The organism is Arthrobacter sp. MYb229 (assembly GCF_002975405.1).
GTDB lineage: Bacteria > Actinomycetota > Actinomycetes > Actinomycetales > Micrococcaceae > Glutamicibacter.
This window is the reverse complement of the sequence record NZ_PCPS01000001.1, coordinates 1,278,558-1,295,845: the sequence shown is the minus strand read 5'-3', so window position 1 is coordinate 1,295,845 and position 17,288 is coordinate 1,278,558. Positions and strand designations below refer to the sequence as shown.

Genomic DNA, 17,288 nt, shown 5'->3' with positions numbered 1-17,288 from the left:
CAAGAACAACGCGGCGGAAATGGCCGAAGACCAAATCGGCTGAGGAAGTTCTGGCGAGGGCCAACCCTTCAGGAATTGCTAAAGCAGGGCACTTGCGAACCGCCGGATGCGGGACCGCATGTCACAGTGGTGTGAGGTGGGGGTTAGAGACCCCCACCTACTCGATTCTCTTCACAAACAGGCCGGAGCCAACGTTTAATCAACGTATATTCCGTGGGTAAGCTTCGATGCTGGAACCGGCTGGGTACTTAGCCTTCGAGGATTCTCACCGTCTTTTCGTCTGGGCACAATTCGATTAAGTCGCCAGTCTTTACTGTCGCGAAGAACGCCTCGGATATTCCCGCAGCAATGGGTATTCCTGCGGTGACTGCTCCCTGGACCATGACCGGGTTGGTTCGTCCTAGGATCAGGCCAGCAAATCCCACCTGCCGGCTTCCCATATCAAGTAGCGCCCATCCACCGGCAACTCCGCCTTGTACGCCAGGGGCCACAAAGATTTGTCCGGCAATCTGATGTCCGCGCAAAGGGTGCTCTTTGCGGCTAATGGTTCCTTCGACCCGGTTCAGGTCATATCGCGCACTGAATGGTGCGGTGCTGACCAGCGCCCTAGCAATGATTTTTTCGCCGGTGGCGTGTTTGAGGATGAATTCGCTGGGGGAAGCCTTGATTTGAAGTCCGGAGGTCTGGTGGTTGGTCATGGGGTAACCTTTCGGGTTGATCGGACGATACATTCGGCTACCGGTAGCACGGTGGGGGTGTAGCCGTGAGCCTTGACAATGTTTGCCAATTTGGAAGAGCTGGTCATCAATGTCTGCCAGCCAAAATCCCTGAGTTGGCCGGCTGGATCCATAAGATACCAGCAGGTATCTTTGATTACCCGTACTCCGGCTTGAAGGAGGACCCCGATGTATCCCTGACGTTCAGCTTCCTGGTACACCATCTGGCTGGTGGTGGCAATAACTGTGGTCCCGTCCAGCACCTCACGCCCCTCCAACAACGAGGAAAGACGCGCCACCTCGAATAGTGAGAGTTGCGGTGCAGTGAAGACCACGACATCTGGGATGTCGGTGTCATCCCATCCTAGGAATTCGGCTAAGTCCTTCGCGGTAATTTCTGAAGTCTCCCGTGGATCTTGGCCTTGTGTTGCCTGTTCAAGGCTGAATGCTTCCGGGGTAATGCCCACAACATGGAACATGGCCATGGAGCCGTAGCTGGAAATTGAGGCAGAAAGGTATTTCAGGTCGTCACTGTTCGGTGAGGAGCCGTTCTCCAGCACAATGGCCACCACATTGTCATACCCGCGATAGCGAGAGCCGATCATCGCTCCGACCGCTCCCCAATCTGCGGGATCCGTTAGCGGGGCAGTCACGGTAACGACATACTGAGCCGCCCGGTTCTTGTCGAGATGGAAACCATATGCTGGGGTGCGCCCGGTGATTCCGGCAAGGAGGGAGGAGGGGCCCGCTTCGTAATTTGAGCGTGCCCCCAACACCGAATTTGCGTAGGCGACGGTGCCCGTGTCTCCCCAGGCCACATGTTCGCCCAACTGCGGTTGGTACACCGTCTGGTATCCAATGCAGGTATTGACGACCATAACTCCCAATTTGGTGAGTGTTCTGCGTACCTCAAGTTCCTGCTCGCTGAGATGGCTTAGCTGATTGAATGACTCCAGCTGCTCCAAGTCGACGCATGTTGCATTGCGGGTAGTGGGCACCCGACAGGAAACGCCACTTAGCGTCAACCCCTCCAAATACTCCAACCCGGCTTCGCCGAAAACCTCCGGATCCCCTGTGAAGTGGGCGTTGGCGATTTCGACCATATGCGGTGCGTCAAAAAAATCGCCGACCGCAATCTGCTGGCGAAGCGCCTGCGCGACCGCTCCGCCTTGATCGAGCATCTCCTGCTCAACTTTGCTCAGCTGCATGGTGAACCTTTCATGTATACGTTAAGAGACGTTCTTAATACTTATACTAGGTGCTTGGCGATTGGGCAAGGAAAAGTTTCTGATGTTCAGCATGACAAATGGCGCCGTCTTCTCGGGGAAATAGTCATTTTTCCGGTAACCCCTTGCGTAAATGCTTATGAGTGACTAGATTCACTTTTAGTGAGGATTGAGGACGTATCTAAATGTATCTTTCTCAGTCAGCAGTACGAAGAAACGTGTTGTCGAGTTAGGGCCGAAGGAGCCACAATGTCGCAGTCTCAATACAAGATTCACTTCTCCGATGTATCGCGAGTCTTTGACTCTCCAGCTAGGGGTAGCGAGCAAATTACCGCGATCTCGAAGCTCGAGTTGGGAATACAACAGTCAGAAATCGTTTCCATCGTCGGTCCCACCGGATGCGGAAAGTCCACTGCCCTGAACATGGTCGCCGGGTTCGACAAACCCAGCACTGGTTCGCTGCTGTTGGATGGACATGAAATCTTCGCACCAGGCCCGGATCGCGCCGTGGTATTCCAACACGCGGCGTTGTTCCCATGGATGAATGTTTATGAAAATGTCGTGTTCGGCGTCAAGAGCCAGGGAATGCCACGGGCAGAGTATGAAGAGAAGGCCAACACGTTCCTTCGTGCGGTGGGACTCAGGAAATTCGAAAAACACTACCCCTACCAGATCTCTGGTGGCATGCAACAACGCGTGCAGATTGCCCGGGCGCTGATCGGAAGCCCGGAAGTGCTGCTGATGGATGAACCATTCGGTGCCTTGGATTACCAAACCCGCATTCTGATGCAGCAATTGCTATTGGAACTGTGGCAAGAGTTCAAACCGACCATCCTGTTCATCACTCACGACGTGAGCGAAGGGATCTTTATCTCTGATCGTGTTGTGGTGATGAGTTCCCGCCCGGGCCGGGTTCGTCTGGAAGTTGCCGTCAATGAGCCTAAGCCACGACATCTGGAATTTCTGACGTCAGAGAACTTTGTCGGTCTGGAACATCAAGTCTTGGAGACCGTTCAGCAAGAAATTATGGCCGCTCGGGCCGCCGCTTGACCTGCCGACCCTGAGGAGACTGCACGATGAAACGACCTACAAGACATTATTCCAGAGCCATGGCTACTACGGCGGTAGGCTGCTCGGCGCTGCTGGGAGTGACCGCCTGCACAACTGGGGCACCGACCGGCGCCGGCGACGAAGACCTTCTGAGCTTTGACTGGGGCGTTCCGGCTGCGTCCTACCTCGCGTTGTATGTAGCGCAGGACCAGGGTTACTTCCAAGATGAGGGATTGGATCCGTCATTTCAGAGTTTTACCACTGGCGCGCCACTATTGGCCGCCTTGGAAAGCGACAGTCTCGACATTGCAACGACGGGACTGGCAACGGTCTTCGCCTTGGGTAAAGGAATCGACATCCGGTTCATCACCTTTGAAGGTGATGCCGCAGCGGTGGAAGGCCTGGTGGCCCGCGAAGGCGGAGCGGTCGCAACGCTAGAAGATATCGCCGGGGGCGCGCCTGTTGCAGTGCCGACCGGTACCTGCGCCCAAGTCTCGGCCTACTACGCCATGGAATCCCTCGGCAAGGACTACAGCGACCTCAACGCGGTGGATATTGCACCGAACCTATACGCCAACGCACTGACCAGCGAATCCATCGACGCCGGGTTCTCCTGGTCCCCCTACCTGGTGGAACTTGAACGCAACGGCCACAACATCATCGGCTGGGACGAAGAATGGGTTCCCGGCGGTGGTAGCTGCCCCGAAACGCATATCGGACGCAGTGCCTTCCTCGAAGAGCACCCCGAGGTCGGTAGCAAAATTGTTCGTGCGGTGAAGCGTGCCTGGCAGGACATTCGGGACGATGAGTCGGTGGCCGTCGCGGCACTGGCCTCCCGGTTATCAATATCCGAGGAAATAGCCAGCGAAGTCGTGGCCCGATACGTTGCCGCCCAGCCCACCAGTGAGCAGCTAACAGATCCAACAAATCGTTACTCAATGGTTGGCACCGAAGGGCTGGTCAAACAACTTGGCTTGGCTTCTGATGCCTTCGCGGCCCTTGGCGTCATCGAGGAACAGCTAACGATCGAAGAACTTGATGCTGCCGTGGACGAGCAGTACGTACTCGAAGTGCAAGGAGCAAGACAATGAATAGGAAGATTCTAACCAAAGCCGTCCTCGGGATGGCGTGCATAGGCCTACTGGCTTCTTGCACGGCAGCATCGAGCGGTGCCGCCGACGATGAGGACACGATCACCTTCAATTGGGGACGCGCCCAGGGATCATACCTAGCGTTCTACGTAGCCGAGGAACGAGGCTACTTCACCGACGAAGGGCTAGACCCGCAGATGCAGGTCTTCCAAACCGGCGCACCCATGCTGGCGGCGCTAGAAAGTGAAAGCTTGGACTTGGTGACCACCGGACTGGCTTCGGTCTTTGCGCTGGGCAAGGGCATCGACCTGCGCTACATCTCACTGGAGGGCGATGCCTCGGCCGCGGAAGGCTTTGTCGCCAGCGCAGAAAGTGGCATCGACAGTCTCGAAGATCTGGTCAACAGCGGACCCATCGGTGTGGCCACCGGAACCTGCGTTCAGGTATCGGCGTACTATGCGGCACAATCCGTCGGTGTGGACCTCAGTGAGGTTGACACCGTGGATATCACTCCCAACTTATATGCCAACGCCTTCGCCGGTGGTTCCGTAGCAGGTGGGTTCTCATGGTCGCCGTACCTCTTTGACCTCGAAGAACGTGGAAACAAAATTATCGGCTTCGATCAGGATTGGGTTCCCGGCGGCGGAACCTGCCCCGAAATGCACGCTGGACGGGCCAAGTTCTTAGACGAGCACCCCGAGGTGCCTACCAAGATGCTGCATGCCTTGAGCCGGGCGTGGGAGGACCTGCGTGCCGAACCCGAGTTGGGCTCCCAGATGCTACAAAAACACCTGAGCGTTTCCGCGTCAGTCGGCGACAAGGTCGCCGACCGCTACATGTCAGTCCAACCAACCTTGGCAGAGCAGCTGGATGAGAATAACCGTTATGCAATGGTCGGCGAGGAAGGGCTTTACGCCCAAATCAAACTGGCTTCTGACACCTTCGCAGAGATGGGTGTCATTGAAGAAGCGCTCAGCGAAGTACAACTACGCACGGCCATTGACCCCCAGTACATTGAAGCAGCTGAAGTCGGTGCAAAATAATGACACTCACATCCTTTGGTAAACCCCAGGTGGTTGGCACTCGTGCCAAGAAACTGCGGTCCGTTCCCTCAATGGTGATCTCGGTGTCGACCATCGTCGCGCTGTTGCTGACCTGGTTCTTGGTCACCAATACCGGGCTCGTTGGCCCGAACTACTTACCGTCGCCGCAAGCGTTACTCCAACAATTCGGGGTGCTACTCCAAGATGGTTACCAGGGTCGTTCCCTCTGGGAGCACATTGGCGCGAGCCTGACCCGCACCCTGGTTGGATTCGCGATTGGCTCCTTGATTGGTGTCATCATCGGATTGGCGGCTGGCTCCAATCGGGTGATCTCCGCAGCGTTGTCACCGATCATGGCCTTCATCCGCCCGATCCCACCGATCGCTTTCATTCCCATGGTGGTGCTCTACTTCGGTTTGGGCGAGACCGGAAAGATTGTCCTGATAACCGTGACCGCCTTCAACTATGCGGTGGTTAACGCCCAAGCGGGAGCCAGCGGTGTACCCATCGCCTATCGCCGCGCGGCGGCCACCTTGGGCATTGGAAAGTATCGAGAATTCTTCCATGTGATATTTCCCGCCGCACTACCCAGCATCTTCGCAGGCCTGAAAGTCGCGCTGGCCCTGTCCTGGGCGGTGGTGGTGGCCGCAGAACTTGTTGGTGCGCAGAAGGGACTTGGCTACATGATCAACAATGCCGCCCTGCTCTTTCAAATCCCAACGGTGTTTATCGGAATCATCCTGATTGGCATCATCGGTTTGCTGATGAACCTCACGTTGGCCCTCGTTGAGTCCAAGCTTGTGCACTGGCTGGGACGGGGCTAACCATGAACATGAACAAACACCTACGCCACTACCTTGGACGTGCCGCCGCAGGGGAACTGGTCTTCCCGCGTTGTGAAGAATGCGCTGCGGTCTTCATGCCACCGCGGGCGGCCTGCCCCGCCTGCGGCACCGACGCACTGGGCTGGACCCCGGTCGGTGGGGCCCAAGGAACCATCTACTCAATCAGTCGCCACTCCAACGAAGGTTCCGTCGCCCTGTGCGAATTCGAAGTACTGAACACCGGCACCCGGTTTTACGGTCAACTGGTGGGCCCGGGAAACCAACAAGCACAGATCGGGCAGCCAGTGGAACTGACCTTGGCTGAATGCACGGTCAGCGGTATGGACGCCGTGGACCAGGGACAACTGATTCCAAGTATTAAGCTGGTGGAAAATTGAGCACTTCAGTAGTTATTGCTGGCACCGGGGTCGCCCCGACCCGTGCGGACGAACACCGCGACACGATGGATGTGATGGCCCAAGCCTGTATCGAAGCCACAAGGGATGCCGGAATCCAGCTGCGTGATATCGACGCGATCTTCACGGCAACCGCGCAGGTAGCACTGCCCACCCTTGCGCTCGCCGAATATTTGGGGATCACACCACGGTATTTGGATTCAACGGTCCACGGCGGTGCCTCCAACCTGTCTCATCTCCAACATGCGGTAGCAGCCATTAACGCCGGACAAATCGAGGTGGCGTTGATTGCCTATGGCAGCACCCAACGTACCGCGCTGAAGGCCACCGGGACCCGTCCTATGGTCGCCGCTGCCCCGCCCCTAGAAGCCATGGCGAACCCGCGCTACCCGATCACCTCCTATGCCTTGATGGCTTCGCGATACCTGCACCAATGGGAAGTCCCCCGTGAATATCTCAGCGCGGTAGCCATTGCCGCCAGCCGCTGGGGGGCCCTGAACCCCGCAGCTCAGCGTCGCGAGCTGCTCAGCCATGAGGAGATCCTCGCCTCACCGGCCGTCGCAGAACCCTTCCACACCCTTGACTGCTGTCTCATTACCGATGGGGCCGGTGCCCTAGTGGTGATGAGCCAGCAGAAAGCCAAATCATTGGGGCTGGCACAGACCGTCACCATTGCGGCGGTGGCCGACGTGACCGAACACGATGGCATGATGGCCATGCCGGATTTGACCAGTACCGGGGCCAGACTCACCGGTGCATCCGCCTTCGAACAGGCTGGGTTCGGTCCCAATGAGGTGAACACCGTGCAAATTTACGATGCCTTCACCATCAACCCCATTCTCATTCTCGAGGATTTGGGATTCTGTGATCGCGGCCAAGCTGGGCGGTTCATCGCCGACGGACACACCTCACCGGGCGGAAAACTACCCATGAATACCAGTGGTGGTGGCCTGGCCTATACACACCCCGGGATGTTCGGGATTTACACGATATTGGAGTCGGTTGCGCAGCTGCGCGGCCGGGCAGGTCAACGCCAGGTTCCGGCAAAGACCGCGCTGGCCCACGGTATTGGCGGGACCATGTCCAGCCATTCCACAGTGCTGTTGACCGTGTGAAGTATTAAATCCATTGAAAGGTAGCCAAGTGAAAAAATTCTTTGATCCGCAAGCAATTGCCGTGGTCGGCGCGTCCGCGAACCCTGCAGCCATTGGCGGTAAGCCGATCCAGCAGTTGCTGGCGCACGGGTACGGCGGCAAAATCTATCCAGTGAATCCGAAACGCGAGATGGTCCAAGACCTCCGGTGTTTCCCTTCGCTGGGTGAGGTTCCCGGCCCGGTAGATCTGGTGATCGTTGCCGTTGCCGCGACGAGGGTGGCACAGGTTATCGCCGAGTGTGGGCAGTTGAAAATTCCCTACGCAGTTATTCTCAGCTCAGGGTTCGCTGATGCCGGAGCCGCGGGACAACAAGCGCAGGAAGATCTGCTAGTTACCGCTCGGGACCATGGGGTGCGGTTGCTTGGACCGAACTGCGTCGGATTCATTGGGATGAACAATAACCTGTATGCCGGTTTCGGTGCCTTCTTCGACTACGAGTTCAGCCCCGGCTCGGTGGGATTCGTCACCCAGAGCGGTGGGGTGGGAGGTTCGCTGCTGACCGTTGCCGACGAGGCGGGGGTGAACTTTGGGCACTTTGTCCACACCGGCAATGCGGCCGATATGGACATCGAGACCTTGCTGGAAGCCTTCATCGAGGACCCCAAGATCAATACCCTCCTGGCCTACGTCGAAGGTTTGGGCACCACGGGACGCTTCTCCCAGATCGCCTATGAAGCATTGCGTGCCAACAAGCCGCTACTGGTGTGGAAGGCCGGACAGCACGAGTCCAGCGCCTCGGCCGTGGTCTCGCATACCGGCCGCATGGCCGGCAACATGGAACGCTACCGTGCGGTCTTCGAGAAGTACGGTGTGATTGAGGTCAATGACACCATCGATATGGTCGATGTGCTGCGGCTGGCCCAAGGCGGCGTTCATGCTGCTGCCGGCCGGGTGGGGGTGGTTTCGGTGTCCGGTGGTGCCGGGGTGATCGCGGCGGACTACCTGGCTGTATCGCAGAACTTGTCGCTGGCCGAATTCGATGATTCGGTCGTGGCGGACATTGCCGCCCAACTGCCCTCCTTTGCCACAGCCCGCAACCCGATTGACGTCACCGCCCAGATCTTCAACGAACCGGATCTTTTTGAGCGGGTAGTGGCCGCACTGACCGAACATGACACTGTCGATCAGGTTTTGGCCTGCGTCGCCTCCGTCCACAGCGCGGTCGGAACCCAAATCGCTCAGGCCATTGCCAGTGCCAAGCACGCCTCCGGGGTGCCCATCGTGGTCTCGTGGTCTGCCCGTGAATCGCTGAATAAGGAAGCCTTCGACATCCTGCGGGAGGCGGGGGTCCCGGTCTACGCCAGTCCGGAACGGGCGTTGAAAGCCTTGGACAAAATGGCTGACTTCAGCCGGGCCCGCAAGGAACTGCACGATGATGCGGATCCGCGCCATGCGGCCCCCGGAAGTCGCGGCAACCGTAGCTGGGCCCGCTCGGTGGAGTTTGATGTACTCAATGAACTCAAATCCCACGGAGTGAGCATTCCGGAACAACTGATGGTCTCCGACGAGGAGTCGGCTGTGGCCGCGGCCCGCAAGCTTGGTTTTCCGTTGGTCATCAAAGCCCAGTCCCCGGATATCCCACATAAGGTCGACGCCGGATGCGTGCATCTGGGTCTACGTAGTGAGCAGGAAGTTGTTTCTGCCGTCGCTCAGATCCGAAGTATTGTCGCCCAGATGGGTGACATTGATTCGCGTGGCCTGGTGGTGCAGGGGATGGTCAACCAGGGCGTTGAACTGATTCTGGGTTATATCCGTGACGAATCTCTGGGCGGTTTCTTGCTAATTGGCAAGGGCGGCTCGGGGGTCGAACAGATGGATGACCGGGTCCTTGTGCCCACACCAGCGAACCTGAAAACCGTCATTGCCAAGATCCGTTCGCTGCGCGTCACGGTCGAGGGCAACATCGAGGAACAAGCCATTGAGCGGATTGCGAAGGTGGCATTGAGCCTGCAGAACGTCGTGGCCGCCTCCGATACTCAGCTGCGGGAAATCGAGATCAACCCAGTCATTATTACAGGCCAGAATGTCACTGCCGTTGACGCCTTGGCGATCTAACTACAGCACTCTACTTTGAAGGGACAAGCCACAATGAACTCAACAGAATCCATGACTTTCCAAGAAGTTGAAGCCATCCTACGCATCATCGATGCTACGCCGCACGGTGGTCAGGTAGATATCACCCTGGGCGGGATGAATTTGAAAGTTTCCAAGGAAATCAGCTCCAACGGGAAAAGTGATGTTGCCCCCGGCACCCCCGTTCAGTCAATATCAGCGGTGGCACCGGTTGAAGTTTCAGAACCAGCGGCTGCCGCAGAGTCGGAAGCCCAGAACGCTGTGGCAGCCACAGCCCCAGCGGCAGAAGGCGTGACAGTTATTGAGGCGCCAATGACCGGGGTATTTTACCGGCAACCCACACCGGATGCTGAACCGTTCGTGGTTGTGGGCCAGCACGTCAATGAAGGAGACGTCGTGGCCATCGTGGAGGTCATGAAACTGATGAACCGACTTTCCTCGCCGGTCTCCGGCACTGTGAGCGCCATCCGCGGGAACAATGAGCAACTTGTCGAGCATGGCCAGGTGCTCTTTGAAATCACAGCCGATGAGGAATCGAAGTGAGCTCGATGAAGAGAGTACTTGTGGCAAACCGTGGTGAGATCGCTGTGCGAATCATCCGGGCTTGCCGTCAGCTTGGGCTGGAAACGGTGGCCATATATTCGGAAGCCGATGCGGACCTATTGCATGTGCGGCTCGCCGATAAGGCTGTTAAAGTGGGGCCCTCACATCCCGGTCAAAGTTATTTGCGTGGGGATGTCATCGTGCAGATTGCGTTGTCCACCGGGGCTGATGCTATCCATCCGGGTTATGGATTCCTGGCCGAAAACGCGCAGTTTGCTCGAATGTGCCAGGAAGAAAACATTATCTTCATCGGACCCAGCGAACAGATCATTTCCAAACTTGGTGACAAGGTCTACGGTCGTGGGATTGCTACCACTGCCGGTGTCCCGGTGGTTGCTGGCAGTGGTGATGACAATGTAAGCGAAGCCGATGTGCACGCACTGGGGCAGAGCGCAGGTTATCCGGTACTGCTCAAAGCTGCCGCCGGCGGTGGCGGCCGGGGAATGCGCATCGTGCGCGAACCAAATCAGGTGAAGGCCGAATTGGAAGATGCCCGCCGTGAAGCGTTGGCGTCCTTCGGCTCGGATGTGATCCTCGCCGAGCAGTTCCTAGAGCGTATCCGGCACGTCGAGGTGCAGATCTTGGGCGACCACCACGGAAATGTGATGCATGTGGGAACCCGTGACTGCACCGTGCAACGCCGCTACCAGAAGGTGTTGGAAGAAGGCCCGGCCAACGCGATCTCGGATGAGCTGCGCAGCCGGATCGAGGACGACGCGGTGCGACTGGTATCCAAACTGCACTATGTCGGTGCAGGAACCGTCGAATTTGTGGTCGACTTAGAGCGCAATACGCACCATTTCATTGAAATGAACACCCGCATCCAGGTCGAGCACCCGGTCACCGAGATGTTATCGGGACTCGACCTGGTGCGTGAACAATTGTGGGTCGCTGATCCAGCCAATGAGCTGTCCTTTACCCAACAGCAGGTGCAAGTGCGCGGGGCGGCGATTGAACTAAGGATCAACGCCGAGGATCCGGATCGGAACTTCCAGCCGATGCCCGGGCGGATCACCGCATTAACCCTGCCCGGGGGCCCGGGCGTGCGAATCGATACCCACTGCCAAGTCGGCACGCTTATTTCCCCCTTCTATGACTCCATGATCGCCAAACTGATCGTGCATGACCGCGACCGGCCCAGTGCGATCTCCAGGGCAATTGCCGCCCTGGAAGAAATGAAAATTGACGGAGTCACCACAAATATCGAGTTCTTGCAGCGCGTGCTGCGCCACGAAGACTTCCAGCACAATGACATTTCGACCCGCTGGCTGGAGCACCAACGCGAAGAACTGATGCCCGTTCTCGAAACAGCCGGAAGGTAGGAAAGAACATGGCCAAAATTATCAGGCTTGAAGACATTACGATCCGTGATGGAGCCCAGTGCCTCTGGGCAACACGGTTGTCGACCCACGAAATCGTGCCGATCGCCAGCACCATGGAACGCGCCGGATTCGACGTTGTCGATGTCACCGGTGGGGCGGCCATCGATACCAGCATCATGTATCTTCAGGAAGATCCGTTCGAAAGAATCCGAATCCTGCGTCAGCTGATGCCAAACACCCGGCTGAACTTCAACTCCCGTGGGCAGAGCGTCTTCCGCTGGACACAATACCCCGACGACGTAGCTCACCTGACCTTGCAGACCTTTGCTCGGGCTGGGATCGATTCGGTGATGCTCTTCGACCCGCTCAACGACATGCGCAACCTAGTGTTCAGCGCGCAGGTGGCCAAGGAGTTGGGGCTGTACATTATCGGGTCGGTGACCTTCACTATTAGTCCATACCATACCGATGAGCATTTCATTGAGAAGACTAAGGAACTGGTGGAGATGGGGGTGGACGCCATTTCTTTGAAGGACCCCAGCGGGTTGCTCACCGCGCAGCGTGCCAGCAGCTTGCTGCTACGGATGCGCCAGGTCCTCAAGGGGCAGACCCTGCAACTGCATTGCCACGCTTCGACGGGTACCGCTCCGGATGTTCACCGGGCCGCGATGGACCTAGGGGATGCCGGACCCGACGTATTCCACGGCGCGGTTCCACCCTTTGCCTGGGGCACCTCGCACCCGTCACACGAGTTCCTCATTGAAGAGCTTGAAAGTCGCGGATTCCAGGTGGATATCGATAAGCAAGCACTAAAGGAAATGGAGTCCTACTTTGTGGGACTGGCTCGTCGCCGCGGCATGCCTACCTCCCACCCGATACTTGATGACCCGGAGATGCTGGTCCATCAAGTCCCCGGAGGGATGCTCAGCAATCTACGCCAGCAACTTACCGACCAGGGGATGGTTCACCGGCTTCCGGAAGTTTTGGAAGAAGTGGGTCGGGTCCGGGCCGAACTGGGTTATCCGTTGCTGGTCAGCCCCATGGCACAGTATGTGGGGATCCAATCGGTGCTCAACGTGGTGACTGGGGACCGCTACTCGGTAGTTCCCGACGAGATCCGCAGTTACCTGTTGGGCTACTACGGGCAGACACCGGGGCCGGTAGATCCCAACGTGCTGGACAAAGTCACTCGCGGTGAGGAAGCCATCACCCAGCGACCCGGCGAAATCCTTGAACCCATGGTGGAGTCCTTCCGTGCCAAAAACGGCCCCTTTGCCGATGACGAGGCCTTGGCGTTGGCGCTGTTCTACTCCAAACCGATCCTTTCCAGCTGGAACAAGCTGGATTGGGACGGCTACCGCTCCACCCCCAAGAATGCCTTCTCCTTATTGGTGGCCGGGGTGGTCAACAACCCCTCGATTAGCCAATTCAGTTATAGCCACAAGTCCAAGCCGCTTGGCATCAATTACAATAAAACCACGAAAATTCAGGAGCACTGATGCAAACTCTTTCAGCAAAACAGGACCTTGGCCAGCTGTTCCAACTGAACGGTCGCAAAGCCGTGGTGGTCGGTGCCGGCGGCGGCATTGGACTTACCCTCGCCCGCGGTTTTGCGGCCCATGGGGCCCAAGTGGTCTGCGTGGACCGTACCGAAGAAATCGCCCAGAGCGCGGTGGAAGCAATCACCCAGGACGGGAAACAGAGCTCGGCCGAGGCTTGCGATATGTTGAACACCGAGGCCATTGAGGATTTGGCCGAACGCCACAGTGATGCCGAAGTGCTGGTGATTATGCCGGCGGTGATGGTGCGCAAAAAGCTCATGGACCAAAGTGAAAGTGAAATCGATTTTCAGTTGGCGATGAACGTGAAGTACACGCTGCTGTTAGCGCGGGCGTTCGGTGCGAACATGGCCAAACGCGGTAAGGGGAGCATCATCGCTTTCTCCAGTATCCGCGCGTTCGTCGTGGAACCCGCCTCGGGCATGTATTCGGCAACCAAAGCCGCAGTGGTGGCGGTGATGAAGTCCCTCGCTGTGGAACTTGGACCGCAAGGTGTGCGGGTCAACACCGTGGCCCCGTCACCAGTGGCCACTCCGCTAACCGCTGATGTGCGGTCCAAACAGGAGTGGGTGGACATTGTCACGCAGCGTTCGATGCTTCGCCGCTGGGCCACCGCAGAGGACTTCGTGGGCCCGGTGCTGCTACTGGCTTCCGACGCCGGTGGGTTCGTGACCGGTGCAACTTTGATGGTTGATGGCGGGTGGACGGCCACCGACGGTTTGGCTAGAACGGAGGACTAAATAGTCGCCACAAAAAGCGATTACACCAAATCCGATACAATTTGGATACGTAGGACAAATGAGGTGAAGGTAATCTTGGCGAATGCGATCAAACGCGATAGTCCGGTAGCGGTCTATGCGCAGCTTGCCGTCCAGTTAGGTGACGAACTCGACGGAATGAGTCCAGGGGACCGGTTTCGTACCGAGGAAGACATCATCAAAGAATCCGGGCTCAGCCGTACTACGGTTCGACGCGCGGTGCAGCAGCTGGTGGAACAGGGTCTGTTGATTCGCCGTCAAGGCAAGGGGACCTTCGTACTTGGCAACCGGCCGGTCCAAAGCGTGACGAAGCTGGCACCGTTTGTCGAGTCGTTCACCGCTGCAGGGATCTGTCCCTCCGTCTCACTTCAAGCGTTTGCCTGGCTGGACTCTAAAGAAGAGGTGCCCGAGAGGATCAGGGAGCTCAGCGACTCGTTCCTTTTGGCCCGGCGGATTTACAGTGCGGACGGACTGCGTGTCGCGGTGGCGGAGATCTACCTCCCATGGAACATCGGTGCCGAGGTCACAATTGCTGACCTGCAAAACCACCCGGTGTATCAGGTTTTGCAGGAGCAAGTGGGAAAGACCTTCAAGACCGCACAGCTGCAAGTAACCTTGGTGCCTCCTCGAGAAGAGATTCGTGTGCTGCTGGATGTCAGCGAACTGACCTATGTTCCGCGCTTGCAGCGCATGACATTTAGTGACACTGGTGAGTTCCTCGAGTGCACGGTGACGCATTTCTTGCCGGAGGCTTTCGAACTGCAAGCTGAAGTCGCCACGGAGATTCCGCAGAACATTTCCTACACCTTTAGTCGCAGCGACAAGTAACTAATACCGCTTTCAATTCATTGTCGGCCGGATGGTCGACGGTCGCTTCGTCGTACCTAAAAGCTACATTTCAAGGGAGCTTTGAATAATGGAATATCTTTCTAAGGCACGAAAAACCCGTCGCGGGTTTGCGCTGACGGTAGCTGCAACGCTGGCTACCAGCTTGTTGGCCGGTTGTGGTGGATCAACGGATGAGGGAACACAGTCCGCAGAGTTGACACCTATCCGAGTTGGACTACCATCCTCGAACTACTGGCCCGCGTATATTGCACGGGAGCGAGAACTCTACGAGGAAGCAGGGCTGGACCCGGAGTTCATCTCCTTCAACAGCGGTGCGCCACTTATTGCTGCTTTGGAAAGCGGGAGTGTCGATTCGGTGTTTACCGGGTTGGCCACGTTATTTGCTGTGCGACAAGGGATTGAGCTGACATACATCCTCACCCCTTTGGATTCTTCCAGTCAGGAAGGGTTTATCGTCCCGGAGAACTCGGAAGTGCAGTCCTATGAGGATCTGGACAAGCTGGACACCATTGGGGTGCCTACGGCATCCTGCGCACACATCTCGGCAGTGACGGCAGCACAAGCAGCGGGACTTGAGCCCGGGAGCTTGAATATTGTCAATGTTGATCCCAACATCCTGCAGACAGCACTGGACAGCGGGGATATCGACGGTACGTTCATCTGGGGTCCGTGGAGTATCGCTTTGGAACAGGCCGGGTACAAGATTGTGAATTGGGATGCCGATTACCAAGGCGGTGCAGGGCTCTGTGCAACCAATATGGCGATCCGCCCGGCCTTCGCCGCACAGCATCCCGATGTGGCCTGCAAACTCATCGATGTGCATCAGCGCTCTTTGGAAGTTGCACGTCAGGAACCACAACTTGGGCCGGAAACCTTGCAACAAGAACTGGGTCTCACTCCTAAAATTGCCCAGCAAACCTATGATACCCTCGCTATCCCGGGTCTGGAAGAACAACTCAGTGAGGATTCGCCGTGGTCGTTGACCAACGCGGAAACAGGATTGGCAAAGCGGCTGTCCCTTGCCAGCGAGGCCCTGGTCGAGGCGGAGGTGTTCGACCAAGCGTTCACCACCCAAGAACTGGATTCAATGATCGATCCAGCTCCGCTGGAAGAGTACTTGTCCACCGGCTGCCAAAACTAGCTCCCAAGTATTACCTGTCTAATCAACTACCGACCCCTAGGAAAATCATGAGCGTCAAAATCGCTATCATCCTTTTCAGGAACCAGATGACTTTGGAAGAACAGCACCGCTGGTGGCTGGAGCACCACGCACCAATTGCACGTAAGATGCCAGGACTGATGAGCTACACCATCAACTTGGCCGACACGGACGAAAATGGTGGTGACCCGGAAATTGCGGGAACCGACTATCTTGAGTTTGCCGATAAGGATGCTGCCCTGCGCGCCTACAACTCACCCGAGTGGGCGGCCGCTCGGGCAGACACGGCTGAAAGCGGAGCCACAACCATTCGAACCTGGTTGTCGGGGACTAAGAAAATGTTGGTAGGGGAGTAACTGAGTATTGGTTGTCACCGGGGTCTTCCACGCACCATAGGGCAACCCCGGCTCCGGCCCCAGGGATCAAAATCAAGTAGGTCAACTTAGCGTGGTCCAGTGTTTGAATGAATTCTTGTTGTAGTCTTTGGGCCGACCCGAACTGTGCCATGGATAGTCCAAGTTGATTGCGCCAATAGAGGCAGAATATTTAGACTGTCGTTTTGGCCTTGATTCCCAGCGATATCGTCCCCCGGATTCCTTGACCAACTGGCAGATCACGACGATGCTGTTCGCAAAGCTGATCAACGCGTCAGTAACCTCGGTGACCCGTTCGGTGCAGATTCCTAGTTTCTTGAAGCATCGGTTGTGTCATGAATTGGTGCGTTCTACCACCCATCTGGCTCTGGCCTGCAAGTGTGTGTACTTGGTGCTGAGTACCCAGTCGCAGCCCAGTTATTCGAGTCTGTCGCGGGTCTTGGCGCTGTCGTACCCGGGCATCGAGGTAAACCGTGATGCGCTCTGGCAGGAAATAGGCGAAGCGGAAGGGCCGTTCTAGCGTCGGGAGCAATAGGGGTAAACCGTGCCGATTAGCAAGAGTGATCACATACTCGATCGGGAAGGTTTGGCCGTCGACCATCCGTGAGCTTTGGCGCCTCTCTGGCCCTGGTCTACCGGGGACTTCCCGACGGCCTGACCACCGCACGGTGCTTTGACAATGCACCCGTCCACGTTGAAGTCCTCGAGTTCTAGGCCGATGAGCCGGTCGCAGATCCGTGGGCGGTGGCACCCCATGGATGGGTGTAAATAATCTCGTGGATCAGTGCCCCGAATCGGCTACAGAACGGGTTCATGATGCAATACGGCAGGGCAAGCACAAGCGTTACTGTTGACGATGAGTTCTAGACAATTTCGTGTTTAGCTGTTGCTGTGCCTGCCTTACTCTTCAATGACCCACCTGTCGGACTTAAATACGCTGGCGTTCATACCAGCCCTCGTGGTTGGCCCTGTGTTGGCGGAATCTCTTATTTGCCACATTTTCCCTGACCCACATTTTCGTAAGGAGAGCCTCTTTTTAGAGCATCTGCTGTTCTGTTTTCGTGCTTCCT

Annotated in this window: 16 protein-coding genes and 1 pseudogene; 14 read left to right on the top strand and 3 right to left on the bottom strand. The window is 57.1% G+C overall.

Annotated elements, in window-relative coordinates:
- Positions 1–248: 248 nt before the first annotated feature.
- Together CQ019_RS06125 and CQ019_RS06120 are read right to left on the bottom strand one after the other, a co-directional pair.
- The gene (locus CQ019_RS06125) at positions 249–698 is read right to left on the bottom strand and encodes an aconitase X swivel domain-containing protein (RefSeq protein ID WP_181148268.1); all 450 of its coding nucleotides are present in this window, start codon (positions 696–698) and stop codon (positions 249–251) included.
- Positions 695–1,924: an aconitase X catalytic domain-containing protein gene (locus tag CQ019_RS06120; RefSeq protein ID WP_105569172.1), complete on the bottom strand. Its 1,230-nt coding sequence runs from the start codon at positions 1,922–1,924 to the stop codon at positions 695–697. The genes CQ019_RS06125 and CQ019_RS06120 overlap by 4 nt, the downstream gene beginning before the upstream one ends.
- A 267-nt stretch (positions 1,925–2,191) precedes the next feature.
- Between CQ019_RS06120 and CQ019_RS06115 the strand changes: the two genes are divergently transcribed.
- The 14 genes from CQ019_RS06115 (at position 2,192) to CQ019_RS06050 (ending at position 16,200) form a co-directional block, all read left to right on the top strand.
- A complete protein-coding gene (locus tag CQ019_RS06115; protein WP_105569171.1) occupies positions 2,192–2,992 on the top strand; it encodes an ABC transporter ATP-binding protein in 801 nt (266 codons plus the stop codon).
- A gap of 59 nt (positions 2,993–3,051) precedes the next feature.
- Entirely contained in the window at positions 3,052–4,083 is a 1,032-nt protein-coding gene (locus tag CQ019_RS06110; protein ID WP_181148267.1) for an ABC transporter substrate-binding protein, read from the top strand.
- A complete protein-coding gene (locus CQ019_RS06105) occupies positions 4,080–5,126 on the top strand; it encodes an ABC transporter substrate-binding protein (RefSeq protein WP_105569169.1) in 1,047 nt (348 codons plus the stop codon). Before CQ019_RS06110 ends, CQ019_RS06105 begins: the two co-directional genes overlap by 4 nt.
- Complete coding sequence (locus CQ019_RS06100) at positions 5,126–5,950, top strand: ABC transporter permease (RefSeq protein WP_105569168.1); 825 nt, start codon at positions 5,126–5,128, stop codon at positions 5,948–5,950. Before CQ019_RS06105 ends, CQ019_RS06100 begins: the two co-directional genes overlap by 1 nt.
- A gap of 2 nt (positions 5,951–5,952) precedes the next feature.
- Positions 5,953–6,348 carry a Zn-ribbon domain-containing OB-fold protein gene (locus tag CQ019_RS06095; RefSeq protein ID WP_105569167.1) on the top strand — a complete coding sequence of 132 codons (396 nt, stop codon included), beginning with the start codon at positions 5,953–5,955 and terminating at the stop codon, positions 6,346–6,348.
- The gene (locus CQ019_RS06090; protein ID WP_105569166.1) at positions 6,345–7,481 is read left to right on the top strand and encodes an acetyl-CoA acetyltransferase; all 1,137 of its coding nucleotides are present in this window, start codon (positions 6,345–6,347) and stop codon (positions 7,479–7,481) included. Before CQ019_RS06095 ends, CQ019_RS06090 begins: the two co-directional genes overlap by 4 nt.
- Before the next feature lie 28 nt (positions 7,482–7,509).
- Positions 7,510–9,576 carry an acetate--CoA ligase family protein gene (locus CQ019_RS06085; protein ID WP_181148266.1) on the top strand — a complete coding sequence of 689 codons (2,067 nt, stop codon included), beginning with the start codon at positions 7,510–7,512 and terminating at the stop codon, positions 9,574–9,576.
- Positions 9,577–9,591: 15 nt separating this feature from the next.
- Positions 9,592–10,137: a biotin/lipoyl-containing protein gene (locus CQ019_RS06080; protein ID WP_146113332.1), complete on the top strand. Its 546-nt coding sequence runs from the start codon at positions 9,592–9,594 to the stop codon at positions 10,135–10,137.
- A 5-nt stretch (positions 10,138–10,142) separates the two neighbouring features.
- Complete coding sequence (locus CQ019_RS06075) at positions 10,143–11,519, top strand: acetyl/propionyl/methylcrotonyl-CoA carboxylase subunit alpha (protein ID WP_105569284.1); 1,377 nt, start codon at positions 10,143–10,145, stop codon at positions 11,517–11,519.
- Positions 11,520–11,527: 8 nt separating this feature from the next.
- On the top strand, positions 11,528–13,018 hold the full coding sequence (locus tag CQ019_RS06070; protein ID WP_105569163.1) for a pyruvate carboxylase subunit B: 1,491 nt from the start codon (positions 11,528–11,530) through the stop codon (positions 13,016–13,018).
- The gene (locus CQ019_RS06065; RefSeq protein WP_105569162.1) at positions 13,018–13,818 is read left to right on the top strand and encodes an SDR family NAD(P)-dependent oxidoreductase; all 801 of its coding nucleotides are present in this window, start codon (positions 13,018–13,020) and stop codon (positions 13,816–13,818) included. The genes CQ019_RS06070 and CQ019_RS06065 overlap by 1 nt, the downstream gene beginning before the upstream one ends.
- 63 nt (positions 13,819–13,881) lie before the next feature.
- Complete coding sequence (locus tag CQ019_RS06060) at positions 13,882–14,664, top strand: GntR family transcriptional regulator (protein WP_105569161.1); 783 nt, start codon at positions 13,882–13,884, stop codon at positions 14,662–14,664.
- 88 nt (positions 14,665–14,752) lie between these two features.
- Positions 14,753–15,826 carry an ABC transporter substrate-binding protein gene (locus CQ019_RS06055; protein WP_105569160.1) on the top strand — a complete coding sequence of 358 codons (1,074 nt, stop codon included), beginning with the start codon at positions 14,753–14,755 and terminating at the stop codon, positions 15,824–15,826.
- Positions 15,827–15,873: 47 nt separating this feature from the next.
- Positions 15,874–16,200, top strand: coding sequence for an EthD family reductase (locus tag CQ019_RS06050; RefSeq protein WP_105569159.1), 327 nt, complete (start codon positions 15,874–15,876; stop codon positions 16,198–16,200).
- A gap of 192 nt (positions 16,201–16,392) precedes the next feature.
- On the opposite strand, the pseudogene CQ019_RS06045 reads toward CQ019_RS06050, so the two are convergent.
- Positions 16,393–17,057 (bottom strand): annotated as a pseudogene (locus CQ019_RS06045) (transposase); the annotation flags it as partial.
- Positions 17,058–17,288 lie beyond the last annotated feature (231 nt).